The sequence below is a fragment of the Pedobacter sp. ASV1-7 genome, from assembly GCF_040203335.1.
Lineage (GTDB): Bacteria > Bacteroidota > Bacteroidia > Sphingobacteriales > Sphingobacteriaceae > Pedobacter.
On record NZ_JBEHBV010000008.1, the window covers coordinates 224,431 to 241,528 of the forward strand.

Consider the following 17,098-nt stretch of genomic DNA (forward strand, 5'->3'; position numbering starts at 1 on the left):
TCTCATGAAGAACATATCCCTTATTGCCTTGTTTTTTCCTTTTTTGTTAGCAGGTTGTGATAGCAAATGCATTGAAGATTCCGGAATCCCGGTTAGCAGAGCGTTAAAAGTAAAGAGTTTTGATAAAATCAAAGTGGAAGGGGCAATTAAACTAATCCTAACACAGGATAGCAGTTATGTTGTACAGGTTGACGCTGATTCTAATATCATTAGCTATGTTAAAGCAGATGTTTCGGGTTCTGAGCTTAAAATAAAACTAGACGCGGATAGATATTGTGGTACGGATTCGATAGTAGTTCATGCCGGGATTGGAGAGCTAAAAGATCTTTCTCTGGCTGGTGCAGTTAAAGTTGTTGGCGATGGCCGTATCTATACTAATGATGTTGATTTTTCTTTTTCAGGTATGACTGACGTAACAATGGATCTAAATGCAGGTAAATTGACTACAAAAGTGGATGGTGTTGGTAAATTAGTATTAACAGGACAAGCAGGAGTGCATGATTTGAAGATTAAGGGAACTGCTAAAGTTGATGCTTTTGATTTTATTGTGGGTATTTACAATATTGATACAGATGGAACTGGGAAAGCTAATATTAATGTGCTAAACGAGTTAAAAGTGAAAACCTCAGGTTCAAGTGAAATCTATTACAAAGGGAATCCTAAAAAGGTGGACGAGAAAAAGTCTGGCGCAACTAAACTGGAAAAAGTAATTTAGTCCTGAATGTTGTTTTTTAGCTACTTTAGCCGCCTTATTTAATACATGGAAAAAAACGATAAAAAGGTTATCCGATCCTGGGCTTTCTTTGATTGGGCCAATTCAGCTTATAATTTAGTTATCACTTCGACCATCTTTCCGGCTTACTATACGATTATTACAAGGACAGAAGAGTTTGGCGACCAGGTTACTTTTTTTGGCAGGACATTTACCAATACAGCATTATCTAATTATACACTTTCTGTTGCCTACTTATTGATGGTGATTTTATTGCCGATCCTGTCTTCGATGGCAGATTACAGGGGTAATAAGAAATTATTCATGAAGTTTTTCACCTATATGGGCGGCTTAGCTTGTATTGGTTTATACTTCTTTGAATTGAAAACTCTGGAGTTTGGTATTATCTGTTTTGCTTTGGCAGCGATGGGCTATGTTGGAGGAGTGATGTTTAATAACTCATATCTTCCGGAAATTGCTACTCCAGAACATCAGGATAGGGTTAGCGCTAAAGGGTTCGCTTACGGTTATGTTGGAAGTGTATTGCTGCAATTGATTTGTTTTTTATTTGTAATGAAACCGGATTGGTTTGGTATTACTGATGCTTCTTTTCCACCTAGGTTGTCGTTCTTGTTAGTGGGTTTATGGTGGATCTGTTTTGCACAGATTCCTTTCAGGAAGTTACCTGCTGGAAGTCCTAATTTTAAAAGAATTAATAAACGTGTAATAAATAGTGGATTTGCGGAACTGGGTAAAGTATGGACACAATTAAAGCATATGCCTTTTTTAAAGGTATATTTAATTGCTTTCTTTTTTTACTCGATGGGAGTGCAGACCATTATGTTAGCTGCGGCAGGTTTCGGCGAAAAAACATTGCAGCTGGGAACAGAAAATCTGATTATAGTCATCCTTATCATTCAATTGGTAGCTATATTGGGCGCGATTATTATGTCGAAATTTGCTAAAAAAATCGGGAACATCAATGTGTTGATTGTTGTTGTTGTGATTTGGATTGTTACCTGTGGTTGTGCTTATTTTGTCACAACCGCAACTCAATATTATGGCCTGGCAGCAATTGTAGGCTTAATTATGGGAGGTATTCAATCCTTATCCCGTTCTACTTATTCTAAGAGCTTGCCTACTGATACGCCAGATAACGCCTCTTTTTTTAGTTTTTATGATATTACAGAGAAGATGGCGATTGTGATTGGACTTTTTAGTTTTGCATTTATTGAAGAGATGACAGGTAGTATGCGCAATTCAATTATTGCTTTAGCATCGTTTTTTATCATAGGTTTGGTATTTTTGCTGATGTTAAAGGGAGTTGAACGCAAATTAATTGGGAAGACGATCGACTAAACATAATATAAAACGTTTTATATACTGATGAAGATAGAATTATTTGTGCCGTGTTTTGTAGATCAATTGTATCCGGAAACAGCATTTAATACCATTAAGTTATTAGAAAAGTGCGGTTGCGAGGTGTTTTATAATTCAGCTCAGACTTGTTGTGGACAACCGGCATATAATGCGGGATATTGGGAACAGGCTAAGGAAACTGGTACTAAGTTTTTAAATGACTTTTCGGAAACGGATTATATTGTAGCGCCATCAGCTTCCTGTGTGGGAATGGTGAAAAGTGGTTTCAATGATTTGTTTACCAATACGATAGTGCATAATAAATGCAGGAATATACAGAGTAATATATTTGAACTTTCCGATTTTCTTATCAATGTATTGAAACGTGATTATTTTGGTGCTGAATTAGAAGGGAAAGCCGTTTACCATGATTCATGTAGCGGATTGCGTGAATGTAAGATCAAAGAGGAACCCAGACAATTATTGTCGAAGGTTCATGGTCTGGAAATGGTAGAGATGAAGGATACTGATATGTGCTGCGGATTTGGTGGTACTTTTGCTGTTAAATTCGATGCAATTTCTTCTGCTATGGCAGAGCAAAAAGTAAATAATGCATTGGAGCAAGGCGCTGAATATATGATTTCAACAGATCTATCTTGTTTGATGCATATACAAGGTTATATCGATAAAAATAATATTCCTTTAAAAACCATGCATTTAGCTGATGTTTTAGCAACTGGCTGGCTAGAAAGTACAGAATATTAATTAACTTTGTAATCGAAATAAGATCACATTGTAAGTGATTGATATTAAATATTTTATTAATTTTTAAATCATAGTTGTAGATGATTAATATTACACTGCCTGACGGCTCCAGTCGTCAGTATGAAAAGGGCACAACTGCTCATCAAATCGCATTATCAATTTCAGAGGGGCTGGCCCGTAATGTTTTGGCTGCCGAGGTAAACGGCGAAGTTTGGGATTCATCAAGACCTATTGAGGCTGATGCTACTGTAAAATTGTTGACCTGGAATGATCAGGCTGGTAAAGCTACATTCTGGCATTCTTCCGCCCATATTATGGCTGAGGCTTTAGAGATTTTGTATCCAGGAACGAAGTTTGGTATTGGTCCGGCTATTGAAACAGGCTTTTACTATGATGTTGATTTTGGCGACAGAGAGTTCTCTTCAGACGATTTTAAAGCTATTGAAGCTAAGATCATCGAATTGGCAAAACAGAAAGAAGTTTTTGAACGTAAAGCAGTTTCTAAGGCAGATGCAATCGCCTATTTTGAAGAAAAGGGTGATGAGTATAAGTTAGACCTTTTAGAAGGTTTAGAGGATGGTAAGATTACTTTCTATACACAAGGTGAATTTACAGATCTTTGTCGCGGGCCACATATCCCTAATACGGGTTTTGTAAAAGCCGTAAAACTGATGAATGTTGCCGGTGCTTATTGGCGCGGTGATGAAACCAGGAAGCAATTAACACGTATTTATGGTGTTACTTTTCCGAAAGCAAGTGAGTTGACTGAATATCTTCATATGATTGAAGAGGCTAAGAAAAGAGATCATCGTAAATTAGGTAAGGAATTGGAACTATTTGCTTTTTCCGAAAAAGTGGGCATGGGTTTACCGTTATGGTTACCAAAAGGTACTGCTTTACGTGAACGTCTGGTTCAGTTTTTAACTAAAGCACAAAGTAAGGCGGGTTATGAGCAAGTAGTTACACCACATATCGGCCATAAAAATTTATATATCACATCCGGTCATTATGAAAAATATGGTAAGGATGCTTTTCAACCTATTAGAACACCTCAAGAGGGAGAGGAGTTCTTTTTAAAACCGATGAACTGCCCACACCATTGTGAGATTTACAAGGTTAAACCACGTTCATACAAGGATCTTCCTTTGCGTTTTGCAGAGTTTGGTACTGTATACCGTTATGAGCAGAGTGGTGAATTACATGGTTTGACACGTGTTCGTGGGTTTACACAGGATGATGCGCACTTATTCTGTAGGCCTGATCAGGTAAAAGAGGAGTTTAAGAAGGTAATTGATCTGGTATTATATGTATTCAAATCATTAGGCTTTGATGATTATATAGCTCAGGTTTCTTTAAGAGACCCGGAAAACAAAACTAAGTACATCGGTAGTGATGAAAACTGGCGCCTGGCAGAGTCTGCTATTATTGAAGCTGCTGATGAAAAGGGATTACCTACAGTTGTGGAATATGGTGAAGCAGCTTTTTATGGTCCTAAGCTAGATTTCATGGTTAAAGATGCTTTAGGTAGAAAATGGCAGTTAGGAACTATTCAAGTAGATTATAATTTACCTGAGCGCTTTGAGTTAGAATACACAGGTAGTGATAACTTGAAGCACAGACCAGTAATGATTCACCGCGCTCCATTTGGTTCATTGGAACGTTTTATTGCTGTTTTGATAGAACATTGTGCAGGTAATTTTCCATTGTGGCTGTCACCTGAACAATTTATTGTTCTTCCGATCTCTGAAAAATATGAAGAATATGCAAAAAAAGTTTCAGAAGAACTAAATAATTCCGATATTCGCGGGCTGATTGACTTTCGCGATGAAAAGATTGGAAGGAAAATCAGGGATGCAGAGGTTAAGAAGATCCCTTATATGTTGATTATCGGCGAAAAGGAAATGGCAGAAGGTAAGGCATCGGTAAGGAAACATGGTGAGGGAGATTTAGGTGAAATGACACTGCAAGAGTTTAGTGAATTATTAATTAAAGAAATTACAGTTTAAATAAGATACAAATTTGGCATTAGGCAGACCAGGATTTAATAGGGGACCACGTCCTCCTTTTAAGAAAAAAGAAGCAGAACATAATATTAATCAGCATATCAGAGCACAAGAGGTGCGATTAGCTGGCGATAATGTTGAACCGGGGATCTATCCTTTGGCAAAAGCTTTGGCCCTAGCTGATGAGTTGGAATTGGATCTGGTAGAGATTTCTCCAAATGCAGTACCGCCCGTTTGTAGGATTATTGATTACAGCAAGTTTGTTTACGAGCAAAAGAAAAAGCAAAAAGAGATTAAAGCAAATGCTAAGCAAACTGTTATCAAGGAAATCCGTTTCGGACCTAACACTAATGATCACGATTTTCAGTTCAAGCTAAAACATGCAATTAGCTTTTTGGAAAATGGTGAGAAAGTTAGAGCTTATGTTCACTTTAAAGGTAGAGCAATCGTTTATAAAGAGCAGGGAGAAATCCTTTTGCTTAAGTTTGCTCAGGCTCTTGAAGACATAGGTAAAGTTGAACTGTTACCAAAATTAGAAGGTAAGCGTATGTTTTTAACGCTTGCTCCAAAAGTTGCTAAGAAATAAATAAATTACATAAATAAACACAGGTTATGCCAAAAATGAAAACCAATTCCAGTGCTAAAAAGCGTTTCACGCTTACTGGAACAGGTAAAATCGCAAGGAAGAATGCCTACAAAAGCCACATCTTAACAAAGATGTCGACTAAACGTAAGCGTAACTTAGGACACACTTCAATGGTGTCAGACGCTGACATGGGCAACGTTAAACGTATGCTTGCAATCGGTAAATAATTAATTTTTAACCAGGTACCCGGTAGTAAGTTTGCTGTAATACGCAACACCGTTTATCAAAAAACAACAACAACATGCCACGTTCGGTAAACGCAGTAGCTTCGAGAAGAAGAAGGAAAAAGGTCTTAAATTTAGCCAAAGGTTATTGGGGATCAAGAAGCAAGGTATTCACCATTGCTAAAAATACGGTAGAAAAAGGTTTGCAATATGCTTACCGTGACCGTAAAGTTAAGAAAAGAGAATTCCGCGGATTGTGGATTCAGCGTATCAATGCTGGAGCACGTCAGCACGGTATATCTTACTCTCAGTTAATTGGTAAATTAGCTAGCAAAAACATCGGTTTAAACCGTAAAGTTTTAGCAGATTTAGCTATGAATCATCCAGAAGCTTTTAAAGCTGTAATTGATACAGTAAAATAGATATAACTGATCATATAAAAAAGGGGAAGTCATTTGACTTCCCCTTTTTTTATGTTATTAAACTGAGCTTATTTTATTTTGAAATTTCCTTTACAAGGTAATGTACGCACCCGCTTTATTAATAGTCTCGTTATTAAGAATGCTCATTTTAGGAATTCTGCCTAATACCTTTACTTTACTATAGTTCTCTATATATTGCTCACTTTCTTCATTTTTTACCCCATTAAATATTAGACCTGCTATTTCAATCTGATGTATTTTTAGCATTTCTATTGTTAATAGCGTATGGTTAATGCTGCCTAAATAATTCTGAGATACAATAATCACTTTAACACCCAGGTTTTTGATTAGATCAAGGATCAATTCTTTGTCGTTTAAGGGGACCATTAATCCTCCTGCACCTTCTATAATTAAGTTATTGTCGGTTTCTGGTTTTTTTATTGATTCGAGGGAGATTTCAATACCATCCAATCTTGCAGACAAATGAGGAGAGAGTGGTTCACTAAGGCGATAACTTTCTGGATGTATGATAGTATTGGGGCTAACCAGGTGTTTAACAAACAGGCTATCACTAATCTCCAGATCTCCAGACTGAATAGGCTTCCAATAGTCGGCTTTTAATTTTTCGGTAAGTATGGAACTGATAATTGTTTTGCCAATTCCAGTTCCAATTCCTGTGATAAAATAAGTATTATTCATGTGTTAAGGTCTTTAAGTTCATTAACTAGTATTTCAATTTCCTGATCGCTGTTAAATAGGTGAAGGCATATTCTCAATCTTTCTTTTCCTTCGGAAACGGTAGGGCTTAGTATAGCCCTTACATCTAATGCTTTACTTTGTAATTTTTGAGCAGCAATTTTTGCGTCATTAGCATTGTTATATAAAACCGTTTGTATGGCACTTGTACTTTCAATAGTAGGGATAGCTGTATCTTTTAATAAGGATTTATATAATGAAATCTTAGAACCGATCTGTTTGGTATAATCCATTCGAATCAACATTTGATAGGCTGAATATATTGTGGCAATAGAATGAATAGGGGCAGCAGTGGTGTATACAAAAGAACGTGCAAAATTTATAAGATAACTTCGTAGGTTTTTACTACCCAATATTATGGCGCCATGAGAACCTAATGCTTTGCCAAATGTTAGAATTCTGGCAAAAATATCTTGCTCAAGTCCTAGCATTTGAACTATTCCCGAGCCATGTGTTCCAAATATACCCAGGGCATGGGCTTCATCAACAATGAGGTTGGCTTGATATTGCTTGCAAAGCTTTGAAATTTCCATAATAGGAGCAAGGTCTCCATCCATAGAATAGACGCTTTCTATAAGGACATAAACATTTCCTTTTGAAATTTTAAGTTTAGCTTCCAGTTCATTCAGGTCATTATGTTTAAAGGTGTATCGGTTGGCATAACTTAGTCGGGCTCCATCAATCAGGCTGGCATGTATGAGTTCATCAGATATGATTGTGTCTCCACGTTGTGCTAAACTGGATATCAAACCAACATTGGCATCATATCCGGAATTAAAGATTAAGCCTGATTCTGCCTGATGGAAATTGGCAATTGCTTGTTCCGTTTCTTCAGTAAAAGCGTGGTTTCCGTTAAGTAACCGTGAGCCAGTTGCTCCATTCTTATAATCAGTTATCTGTGCCGATTTAGCTGCACTATTTATTTTTAATTCAGAGGAACGAGCAAATCCCAGGTAATCATTAGAAGAGAAATCAATTTGAAGTGGTTTAGAAGAGAGCATTCTTAGTATACCCTTTTCAGCTCTTTGCTGTAACTTACTTTGAATAAATTCTTCTGCTTTGTTCATGGTCTCCAAAAATATGCAAAGCAGTTTAAAGTATACCCGTCAAACTGAATTATTCAGTGAGACGGGCTCAATTATTTATTAAAACATCAGATTTATTATGTCGAATTACATCATTAATTCTTATTTAATTGCGAAATAGATTTTTGCATCTGTGCCATCATCGAACTTAGTGTTTCTATTGTTGGCTCTGGTGTTGGATCAGGTAATGCAGTAGATATATAAGCTTTAGCTTTCCATATTTCCAGGATATCGTCAGCTGGGACGGTATATGGGTCATAGATCTTGTTATCAGATATTAATTTTAAATCCTTATTTTCTTTAAAACGGTTTCCAGCTCTTTTGTATACTACACCTTCGTTTCTACTAATAATAATATAAGTTTCACCTGTTTTAACATCATTCCAGTTATCCATGTATTCTGCTACAATGATACTTCCTGGTTGTATAGGGAGCATTGAATCACCTACAATTTCAAACGCTCTGAAAGTTCCTTGTTTTAAAAAGGGAAGAGGTAACTGGAATTTTGGAAGATCTTTAATGTACTGAGGGTCTGAGAATCCATTTAAGTATCCTGCGCTCGCCTTTACAGGAACCATTTCAATATTTTCATTATCATCTTTATCTACTGATATACTTAATATACGAAGATTTGATCCCTGGCTTTTTGGCTTAGGTTTCCAGTCTTCATTTATACTTTCGTTAATAAACTCATCTATTGTTAAGTCAAAGTATTCTGCTATTTTTTTTAGCAAATCATATTTCGGCTCAGCCCGATCTTCTTCATAAGCCCCAATAAGTGATCTTTTAATTCCCATAGCATCAGCGAATTGCTGTTGTGTATGGCCTTTTTTCTTTCTTAAGTACTTAAGGTTGGATGAAATGTTTGACATAAAATAAAAAGTTAAAATAAATTTGTTTTTACTAAAATTGTTAGTATTATTGTGCCAATAAAGTTAGTAATATTTATTCAAATAGCAAATAGGTCTACTAACTAATTTAGTTTATTAATATTTAAGCTTAATGTTATGAAAAAATTTGTATACGTGATAACGGACAGGAACAGAGCAAGTTTACATGTAGGAATGAGTTCAGACCTAATTAAAACTTTGGATTTCTATAAGCAAATGCCTTGTTTATTCTTTGATAGCAGTCAGCAGTTAACCAGGCTGGTTTATTTTGAAGAGTTTAAAACAGAGGCTCAGGCATTAAGTCGCTTTAAACTGGTTAGTAGATTTACAAGGATGCAAAAGGAACGTTTGGTAAGGTCTTGTAACCCTGATTGGGTAGATCTTACGATAGGTTTGGATTTTGAGCACATTACTTCAGGAAAGAAAATGATCAATCAGGTTAACCTGGCATTTAATATTCTTTCTTAAATATAGGGGGTAAGAATTTTATGTTAACGCACTCGAAGTTAGCTTAACGTTCTCAATTTTTAGTTTAGTACTTTGTGTATTAGCGCTCTCAAATCATTAACACATTCGTTATGGACGCTTTTAAATGGATGAAGGTACATTTAATAATAAGTGTACCTTCATCCTGTAGCCAGGGCAGGATTATATCTCCTGAGAAAACTTACCAGCCTGGCGCGAAAGTTAATCCAAAAGTACCCAATTGTAAATCTCTGCGTTGGAAAGGAATCGCATAATAAGGTTCTAATACAAAAGCTCCAAATACGTTTACCCTCACTGATATGCCTACACTCAACGCTGGCACACGCTCTAGTGTTCTTGTATAAATTGGGTTACCATTTTTATCCTTTAATATTTCCCCCTGGTCATTAGTCAAAGGGTCAAGATCGTATGTTGGTTGTCCTTTGAAACGAACTTTAGAGTTTTCATTCCATGCTAAACCAGCATCAAAAAACAAATTCAGATCAGTAAATAGTAGGTTGGAAGGGATTGCTGATAGTTTCTTAGGACCGGTAAATGGAAGTCGTATTTCCAGATTAAACACCGACATTTTACTTCCTGATAGTTGGTTGATATCAAAGCTATTGGTATATCCAGCATTATTATTATTGTTGTACATGGAATTAGCCTCGTAGCCTCTGATAAAGTAAGGATAACCAACAAATAAAGGATAAAGGTTTTCGCCTTCTTTGCCTAATCTTAAATAGTTGTAAGTTCTGGCTGCGATGGTTATGGGTTTAATACGCCAGTACTTTCTTAAATCTACAGTAACAGCGGAGAATTTATAATCTCCAAAATATTGTTCCATTCCAACGCGATACCTAAAGCCTTCCAGAGGAGAGGTAATGCCATTTATAGAGTTATCGCCAACAAAAGCTGCATTTGCTTGGAAGATAGTGAAGTTTTTTAATCTTGTGCCGAATTGTGAAGTGACTTCGTCTATAGATACTTTTTTCTTGTCGGAAGTAATATATGGGCCAATAATTCCATCTGCGTATTGATAATAGTTGCTGATGCGGTCTGCCCTATAACTATAACGAGAAAAAGCTCCACCTGCTTCAAAGCGATGTACCTTATTAAAAGGATAAGCTGCAAATAACTGTGCCTGATCTTCAAAGGTTCTGATTAGGTTGGTTCTGTCGTCCCAAACATCAATCTTGTTACCATCACGGTCTGTAAGTTGGTCTTTAGCTAATTCTCTGAAACCTGTGATGTAGGGAATATGAGATATGGCTGCTCCCCAGTTAATCCTGCTTTGTTGATTAATATAGCCTACAAGTCCACCAAAATCATATATTTCACCATTAACAGATAAGTTGGCTACAATCTGATTTTGTCCTAGTATATCACTAAACATACCTACTATACCACCTTGAACACCTGTTCCAAATCTACTGCTTGATACACCCACACCGCTATTGGCCAGATAATCCAGTTTAAATTGGGGCCTGTAACGTACAAGCTGCATAGCCTCAGCTTTGGTTTTTTCAAAACGTTCAAAGTTATTGAGGTTGGCATTCACAATGTCTACTCCCAGGCTCTCCATAGGAGGGAGGATCGCAGCATCAAAATTTACCGCTGTTGGATCAACAGTTTTAGCTTTGAAAGAACTGGCAGGTGCATTGTAAAGTGTATACCGTTGCGAGCGATAGTAGCTATATACGATATCGTCATTTCTTGATACAGAAATCGCAGGAGAAAACTCTGTAATGCCACTTATTCCGGTAAAGTAATCTGTCAATTGTTTTACGGTATTATCTGCTAGCGTGTATTCATACAAGTTTCTAAATCCATCTCTATTTGATAGGAAGAATAACCTCTTACTATCACCAGAGAATTGTGCGTTAAGGTTATTGGCTTCTGGAAATACTGGTACGTCTGTTAAGGACTTACTTTCAGTATCGTAAATAGTCAGGTTGATAGGATGAACCGCTTTTTTATTGGTGCTCTGCATCGAAGCTCTGTCTGAAGAGAAGGCAATTTTCTTTCCGTCCTGAGAGTAAGCAGGAGCGTAATCAGAGTAAGTATCATTTGTAATCTGTGTAACTTTTCTGGTCTTTAGATTATAAGAGAATATATCACTTTGACCTTGCACCATGCCTGAGAAAGCAATGTCGTCTCCATTGGGAGACCAGGACAGGTTCCCGAACTGAGCTACATTCCCCATTTCTGCACGCAGCGCTACACTTCCATTATTAACATTAACGATCATGAGCTGGTTTTTACCTTTACTGAAAATACTAAAGGCAAATTGCTTACTATCTGGCGACCATGTACCTGCGGATTCAAGAAAGTTAAAGTCATCGATATGGGAATTAGAAACCTGACTACTTAATTTTCTTAAGATTTTTCCTGTTTTGGCATCTGCGAGGAAGAGATCTATCCCGAAAAGGTCCTTTTCAGATAGGAAAGCGAGGTATTTACCATCTGGACTGATTGCGGGTGCCACATTCATGTTTCCTGCATTTTTATGATCTATGATTTTAGTACCTGTAATCCTGATCTGTGAGCTATCGGCCTTTAACATCGGACGATAATGGGTCTCAATCGCATTTTTCCATAAGCCCGATAAGGCTCTGTCGTCATACCCAAAAGTATATCTTAAGCCATTTTCGTAACCGTATTTAGCTGTTGCTTTAAATAAAGGAACGATAGTGGTATCCCCATAAACAGAGCCTACAAATGTCCAGAAAGCTTGACCATAACGATAAGGAAAATACTTGTTAGAATTTGTCAGGTCTTTTAAAGAGGGGATATCCCTGTTCAAAAGAGCATCACGCATCCACATAGAAGTAAAAGCATCATTTTTTCCTACAGAAAGGTATTCTGCCATTCCTTCTATCATCCATAAAGGAATCTGACTGATGTTTTCAAGACTGATGGAATCTTTTTCAAGTAACAAATGATATTGAAATGCATGAACAAGCTCATGACCCAGAACGTGACGGGTTTGATTATTCAATTCCATCACAGGCATAATTACCCTGTTTTTAAATGCTTCTGTAACCCCACCAGTACCAATGCCTATGTCACCTTGCAGTGCAGTTGTTTGTTGAAAATCCGGATGGTTATTATAAAGGATAATTGGATTTTTTTTCTCGAAAGTAGCCTTGAAGATTTCCTGATGCATTTTATACCAGGTTTCTGCATCTTCAGCAAATTTTGATATAAGCTTTTCATTCTGTAGATAATAGTAAATTTCAAAGTGTGGAGTTTGCAGAACCTTAAACTTCTCATTGTTGTAGCGCACTTTGTTTTGTCCAAAATATTGGGCCTTTATAGCAAGTGTAGATACGATGAGAAGAAAAAAGATAAGTATTGATCTTCTGAGGAAAGTATAGCATTTATTCATATGGCTTATATTTCAAGAGTTACAGTTTAAATTTACAAAAAATAGCAATACATACGATTACATCCTAATTGTATTAAATATGGATCTAATTATGCATAATGCTGCTATAAAAAAGATTACTCGTTATTGTTTTTCTTCTTTTCTTTTTCTTCCTGACGTTGTTTTCTTCTGAGTTCTCTTTCTTGTTTTTTTGTAAGCGGAACTTCAGCAACAGGTTGTTTTACTTGTTCAGGAGTTTTCTTATCCTCAGATTTTTGAACTACAGGAGCATTTTGAGCAGGCTGAGTTGGTTCAACAATCGGAATTTCAAAATTTGTGGAGTCTACTTCCAGACTATCATTTGAGGTTGTATCTGGCACATATCTTGGTGTAGGACAATTGAGATCCTTAGTGATTTTAACTTTGGCTTTAGGGAAAGGACCCATAGTATAACCTGTAGATGGGTCTTTGTAGACCTTTTCCATAAACTTACCGAAAATAGGTAATGCCGTTCTTGAGCCTTCACCTGTTTCTCCATTTTTAAAGTGTGCAGTACGTTCATCGCAGCCTACCCAAATACCAGTTACTAAATCTTTGGTTACACCCATATACCATGCATCAACATAATCGCTTGATGTTCCCGTTTTACCACCAATCTGGTTTCCTTTTTTCCAAAGGTCCCATTCCCATAAGGCTTGAGATGTCCCCCCAGGTTCTTCCATACCACCTCTTAGCATATAAAGCATTAGCCATGACATTTCTTCAGATAACACTCTTTTTGTTTTGGCTGTAAATTCTTCAATAAGGTTTCCATCAAGATCAGTGATCTTTTCAACAAGGATCGGATCTGTTTTTAGACCTCCATTTAAGAAAGTTCCATAAGCTCTAACCATTTCAAAAACAGTAACATCATTTGGGCCTAAACTAACGGAAGGTACAGATTCTAAATGGCTGTCTATACCACATTCATGAGCCCACTTTACCACATTATCCCAGCCAACTTTTTCTGTGATCTGTGCGGTAATGGTATTTACAGATCTTGCCATAGCTAAACGGAGCGACATTTCACTATAGGAATTGCTCCAGCTTGCATTTTTAGGCTCCCAGTATTCTGTTTTTCCTTTTTCCTGATAGGCTATTCTAACTGGTTTATCCGTGAATTTATCACATGGGCCTAAACCGCTTTCGAGTGCAGCCAGATATGCAAAAGGTTTAAATGTAGAGCCAGCTTGTCTTTTTGACTGATTTACATGGTCATATTTAAAGTATTTATGATCTAATCCACCTACCCAGACTTTTATTTTACCGTTAAAAGGATCAAGCGTCATCATTCCTGTATTCATCATTTTTCCGTAATAACGGATAGAGTCCATGGTAGAAAAAAGTGTATCACGATCACCTTTCCAGGTAAAGATTCTCATCTTTTTCTTTTTATTGAACCAGGATGTTATAGAGTCAGGATTGTTGGGGTATTTCTTTTCCAGTATTTTATAAATAGGAAGGCTACGCATAGCGCGATCTGGATAATCCACTTTTTTACCTTCAGAATCTTCCCATGGATCTTCATTTCCCCAAACACTATAAAATCTCCTCTGGATAGTTTTCATTTGTTCAGCTACAGCTTCTTCAGCATATTGCTGAAGTTTAGAATCAATGGTTGTATATATTTTTAACCCGTCTTCGTATAAGTCGTAATTGTTGTCTTTACACCATTTTTCCAGGTATTTATCTACTGCTGCTCTTAAGTAAGAATCACCGTCACTACCATCATCAACTCTTCCTTCTTTAAGTTTTATCGGTGTGCTTTTATAGGTGTTTAATTCGGCAGTTGAAATGTAATTGTACTTATTCATTTGCGCAAGGGCCACGTTACGACGTTCCAATGCTTTTTGAGGGTTTTTAATAGGATTGTACGTTGTTGTTCCTTTTAGCATACCCACCAAAAGGGCTGCTTCAGGTACATCAAGTTGATTGGCTTCTTTATCAAAATAAATGCGTGATGCTGTTTTGATACCATATGTGTTATTACCAAAAGATACCGTATTCAAGTACATGGTAATGATATCATTTTTAGAATAGTTAGATTCTAATTTTACTGCTGTGAGCCATTCTTTAAGTTTAGCAATAAGGGTGCGGACTACAGGAATGCGACTTAAAGCCCCCTGTGATTTATTGTATCTTGTTCTGTAAAGGTTCTTTGCCAGTTGTTGCGTAATGGTACTTGCTCCTCGTTTGTCGCCCGTTGCAGTAGAGATTCCGCTGGAAAGGAGGGAACGAAAATCGATTCCCATATGTTTATAGAAACGTACATCTTCTGTAGCAATTAAAGCATTAATGATACTTGGTGATATTTCCTTAAAAGTTACCGGTGTACGGTTCTCTTTGTAATAGCGACCTATTAACTTACCGTCGGAGGTGTATAATTCTGAACCGACACGAAGTGTAGGTGTTTTAATATCTTCATAGGATGGTGAGTACCCAAATAGCCATAAGAAATTGAGTTGCAGTGCACAAAAGAAGATGATGATACAAAAAAGGAATATGCTTGGATAACGGATGTACTTATTGCGAATTTCTTTAAACATGGGAGTAAAGATGAAAAAAACGTAAAACAGTTTGTGTTAAATAGTGTTAAAGTTACCACGCAAAATTAACATATTTAATCAATAGAATTTTATTCTAAATTTAAAGCTGAAGGATTAAAATTGGAAAATGAGATCAAACAATATTTAGTTGAAGCTGGTAAAAAGGTTTCGCTGGAAAATACGTATTAAGTGAAAAGATTCCCGGGGATCAGGATGTAAAAAAAGTAGATAAAGATTTTTGGAGAAGAAGGTATGAAAGTATCCGGAATTTTGATAAGCACATCAGTGATAATGGAACAGTTATTGTGAAAATATTTCTGCATGTTTCTAAAAGGAACAAAAACAACGTTTTCTGGATAGAATTGAAGACCCTTCAAAAAACTGGAAGTTTTCATCTGGCGATATAGCAGAACGTGGTTTATGGAATGATTATATGAAAGCATACGAAGAAGCTATGACAGAAACTTCTACAGCAGCTCCTTGGTATATTATTCCTGCAGATAAAAAATGGTATGCACGATTGGTAATCAGTAAAATTCTGATAGAAACTTTTAAAAGTTTAAACCTTAAGTTCCCTGAGCTTCCTAAAAATGAATTATTAAAACTAGATGACATCAAGCAGCAATTGCTGGATGAAAAATAGAAGATTTATTACTTGTTTTTATGTTTTCTTTGTAGCTCATAATTGTAAATCAATTTTCCTATGTTTTTCATAAAAGGATAACAGACGGTTTCGTATTCATATATACCATCGTTATAGATGCCATCCTCATTGGATTGTACAACAGCTGTTAAGAAGAATTCGATATTGTTCTTGTCGTCTTTGAAATAAGCATTGTCTATAATGAAACCATAAGAATCTCCATACTTATTGAATATTTTTAAATCAGGGTTTAATACAGCATTTTTCTCCTTACCATAATACAGCATCTTGGCGTAAGTAGGCCAGAACTCCCTTGGGTTATAGGATGGATAATCACTTTCAGTTGGTAGTTTACTCATGTATTTATATATGAGTTGATAATCTTCAGGAGTTAGTTGAAAGCGTTGAGCAAGAGGGAAGGATTTCGGATAAATGAGTCTGATCATCATAGACTGCTGATCAGAAATACTAAAAGCATTTTTATTGGATAGATTAAAAGGTTTAGAAACAAGTTTTTCTGCGCTGTCTAAATAACCTTTTCCCATTATTGTATTAGTTAGCTCTAACGGATATTCTTTGGGATCGTATTGAGCTTCTTGTTGGTATACTAGTTTATTTGCAGTGTAAAATTTTACAGGGTTGGTGTGTTTCGCAGATTCACCAGAATGACCAATTGCCAGTCTGTTTAAAATGCGACTGTCATTTAGTCCATATTTGTTTAGTTTTTTGTTGATCTCCGCACGACCAATAAACTCAAATAGCCGGTTAAAGGCGTCATTATCACTTGTTAAAAGTATTTTTTTGATGTAATGTTCAATTGATGGTAAACCATTTTCTGAAGAGATATCTTTATCAACCCTGGTTTGACCTTTCCAGACACTATCTGTAATCATGATACTTTTAGCCGTTAATCCATTTATTTTAAGCTCATTTATTTTTTCGAGTGCAAATATTACTGCTGCTAGTTTTACGGTGCTTGCCGGATAAAAATATCTGTGGTTATCTAAGTTATAACTATAAGTTTTAAACTTTGGGCCGTTTTCCTTTTTTTTAATGACCTGTGTATACAATACCTGTATCTGATTTTTCTGAGGATGGTTTAATATGCCAGAAAATAGGTCTGGATGCTGTTGCATTAATGTCTTTATAAATATAGTGTCGGTTTTTTGAGCCATAACAGTGCTGCTGATGAGCATGAATAATGTGGAAATTATTTTATTCATCTTGGTGTGA

The 17,098-nt window shown here is 36.3% G+C and carries 14 protein-coding genes and 1 pseudogene; 9 read left to right on the forward strand and 6 right to left on the reverse strand.

The window, feature by feature from the left end; genetic code table 11:
• The first annotated feature begins 4 nt into the window (after positions 1-4).
• From ABDJ41_RS18270 to rplT, 7 genes are all read left to right on the forward strand, one after another.
• Positions 5-715, forward strand: a complete 711-nt coding sequence (locus ABDJ41_RS18270; protein ID WP_349787527.1) for a head GIN domain-containing protein — start codon at positions 5-7, stop codon at positions 713-715.
• A 45-nt stretch (positions 716-760) separates the two neighbouring features.
• Positions 761-2,071: an MFS transporter gene (locus tag ABDJ41_RS18275; protein ID WP_349787528.1), complete on the forward strand. Its 1,311-nt coding sequence runs from the start codon at positions 761-763 to the stop codon at positions 2,069-2,071.
• A gap of 27 nt (positions 2,072-2,098) precedes the next feature.
• Positions 2,099-2,836: a (Fe-S)-binding protein gene (locus ABDJ41_RS18280; RefSeq protein WP_349787529.1), complete on the forward strand. Its 738-nt coding sequence runs from the start codon at positions 2,099-2,101 to the stop codon at positions 2,834-2,836.
• A gap of 80 nt (positions 2,837-2,916) precedes the next feature.
• Positions 2,917-4,842, forward strand: a complete 1,926-nt coding sequence (thrS, locus tag ABDJ41_RS18285; protein ID WP_349787530.1) for a threonine--tRNA ligase — start codon at positions 2,917-2,919, stop codon at positions 4,840-4,842.
• 13 nt (positions 4,843-4,855) lie between these two features.
• Positions 4,856-5,425 (forward strand): translation initiation factor IF-3, encoded by a 570-nt coding sequence (infC, locus tag ABDJ41_RS18290; RefSeq protein WP_316815014.1) that lies wholly within the window; start codon positions 4,856-4,858, stop codon positions 5,423-5,425.
• Positions 5,426-5,451: 26 nt separating this feature from the next.
• On the forward strand, positions 5,452-5,652 hold the full coding sequence (rpmI, locus tag ABDJ41_RS18295; protein WP_349787531.1) for a 50S ribosomal protein L35: 201 nt from the start codon (positions 5,452-5,454) through the stop codon (positions 5,650-5,652).
• Between the two features lie 74 nt (positions 5,653-5,726).
• Complete coding sequence (rplT, locus tag ABDJ41_RS18300; protein ID WP_349787532.1) at positions 5,727-6,071, forward strand: 50S ribosomal protein L20; 345 nt, start codon at positions 5,727-5,729, stop codon at positions 6,069-6,071.
• 90 nt (positions 6,072-6,161) lie between these two features.
• Here the strand turns inward: rplT and bioD are convergent, their stop codons facing one another.
• The 3 genes from bioD to ABDJ41_RS18315 form a co-directional block, all read right to left on the reverse strand.
• Positions 6,162-6,770, reverse strand: coding sequence for a dethiobiotin synthase (gene bioD / locus ABDJ41_RS18305; protein ID WP_349787533.1), 609 nt, complete (start codon positions 6,768-6,770; stop codon positions 6,162-6,164).
• A complete protein-coding gene (locus tag ABDJ41_RS18310; protein ID WP_349787534.1) occupies positions 6,767-7,894 on the reverse strand; it encodes an aminotransferase class I/II-fold pyridoxal phosphate-dependent enzyme in 1,128 nt (375 codons plus the stop codon). Before ABDJ41_RS18310 ends, bioD begins: the two co-directional genes overlap by 4 nt.
• Before the next feature lie 113 nt (positions 7,895-8,007).
• Positions 8,008-8,784 (reverse strand): XRE family transcriptional regulator, encoded by a 777-nt coding sequence (locus ABDJ41_RS18315; protein WP_349787535.1) that lies wholly within the window; start codon positions 8,782-8,784, stop codon positions 8,008-8,010.
• Positions 8,785-8,919: 135 nt separating this feature from the next.
• Between ABDJ41_RS18315 and ABDJ41_RS18320 the strand changes: the two genes are divergently transcribed.
• Positions 8,920-9,270, forward strand: a complete 351-nt coding sequence (locus ABDJ41_RS18320) for a GIY-YIG nuclease family protein (protein ID WP_349787536.1) — start codon at positions 8,920-8,922, stop codon at positions 9,268-9,270.
• 199 nt (positions 9,271-9,469) lie between these two features.
• Here ABDJ41_RS18320 and ABDJ41_RS18325 read toward each other — a convergent pair whose 3' ends face one another.
• Both ABDJ41_RS18325 and ABDJ41_RS18330 read right to left on the reverse strand, forming a co-directional pair.
• Positions 9,470-12,658, reverse strand: coding sequence for a basic secretory protein-like protein (locus tag ABDJ41_RS18325; RefSeq protein WP_349787537.1), 3,189 nt, complete (start codon positions 12,656-12,658; stop codon positions 9,470-9,472).
• 116 nt (positions 12,659-12,774) lie between these two features.
• A complete protein-coding gene (locus ABDJ41_RS18330) occupies positions 12,775-15,222 on the reverse strand; it encodes a penicillin-binding protein 1A (RefSeq protein WP_349787538.1) in 2,448 nt (815 codons plus the stop codon).
• A gap of 281 nt (positions 15,223-15,503) precedes the next feature.
• Here ABDJ41_RS18330 and ABDJ41_RS18335 point away from each other — a divergent pair.
• Positions 15,504-15,865 (forward strand): annotated as a pseudogene (locus tag ABDJ41_RS18335) (polyphosphate kinase 2 family protein).
• Positions 15,866-15,873: 8 nt separating this feature from the next.
• Here ABDJ41_RS18335 and ABDJ41_RS18340 read toward each other — a convergent pair.
• Positions 15,874-17,088, reverse strand: a complete 1,215-nt coding sequence (locus ABDJ41_RS18340) for a serine hydrolase (protein ID WP_349787539.1) — start codon at positions 17,086-17,088, stop codon at positions 15,874-15,876.
• Positions 17,089-17,098: the final 10 nt, after the last annotated feature.

What these genes read in the sequence shown, in the direction of transcription:
- ABDJ41_RS18270 (WP_349787527.1), top strand. Translation starts at nt 5, where the DNA reads ATGAAGAACATATCCCTTATTGCCTTGTTTTTTCCTTTTTTGTTAGCA.
- rplT (WP_349787532.1), top strand. Translation starts at nt 5,727, where the DNA reads ATGCCACGTTCGGTAAACGCAGTAGCTTCGAGAAGAAGAAGGAAAAAG.
- thrS (WP_349787530.1), top strand. Translation starts at nt 2,917, where the DNA reads ATGATTAATATTACACTGCCTGACGGCTCCAGTCGTCAGTATGAAAAG.
- ABDJ41_RS18325 (WP_349787537.1), bottom strand. Translation starts at nt 12,658, where the DNA reads ATGAATAAATGCTATACTTTCCTCAGAAGATCAATACTTATCTTTTTT.
- ABDJ41_RS18340 (WP_349787539.1), bottom strand. Translation starts at nt 17,088, where the DNA reads ATGAATAAAATAATTTCCACATTATTCATGCTCATCAGCAGCACTGTT.
- ABDJ41_RS18330 (WP_349787538.1), bottom strand. Translation starts at nt 15,222, where the DNA reads ATGTTTAAAGAAATTCGCAATAAGTACATCCGTTATCCAAGCATATTC.
- ABDJ41_RS18280 (WP_349787529.1), top strand. Translation starts at nt 2,099, where the DNA reads ATGAAGATAGAATTATTTGTGCCGTGTTTTGTAGATCAATTGTATCCG.
- ABDJ41_RS18320 (WP_349787536.1), top strand. Translation starts at nt 8,920, where the DNA reads ATGAAAAAATTTGTATACGTGATAACGGACAGGAACAGAGCAAGTTTA.
- bioD (WP_349787533.1), bottom strand. Translation starts at nt 6,770, where the DNA reads ATGAATAATACTTATTTTATCACAGGAATTGGAACTGGAATTGGCAAA.
- rpmI (WP_349787531.1), top strand. Translation starts at nt 5,452, where the DNA reads ATGCCAAAAATGAAAACCAATTCCAGTGCTAAAAAGCGTTTCACGCTT.
- ABDJ41_RS18275 (WP_349787528.1), top strand. Translation starts at nt 761, where the DNA reads ATGGAAAAAAACGATAAAAAGGTTATCCGATCCTGGGCTTTCTTTGAT.
- ABDJ41_RS18310 (WP_349787534.1), bottom strand. Translation starts at nt 7,894, where the DNA reads ATGAACAAAGCAGAAGAATTTATTCAAAGTAAGTTACAGCAAAGAGCT.
- ABDJ41_RS18315 (WP_349787535.1), bottom strand. Translation starts at nt 8,784, where the DNA reads ATGTCAAACATTTCATCCAACCTTAAGTACTTAAGAAAGAAAAAAGGC.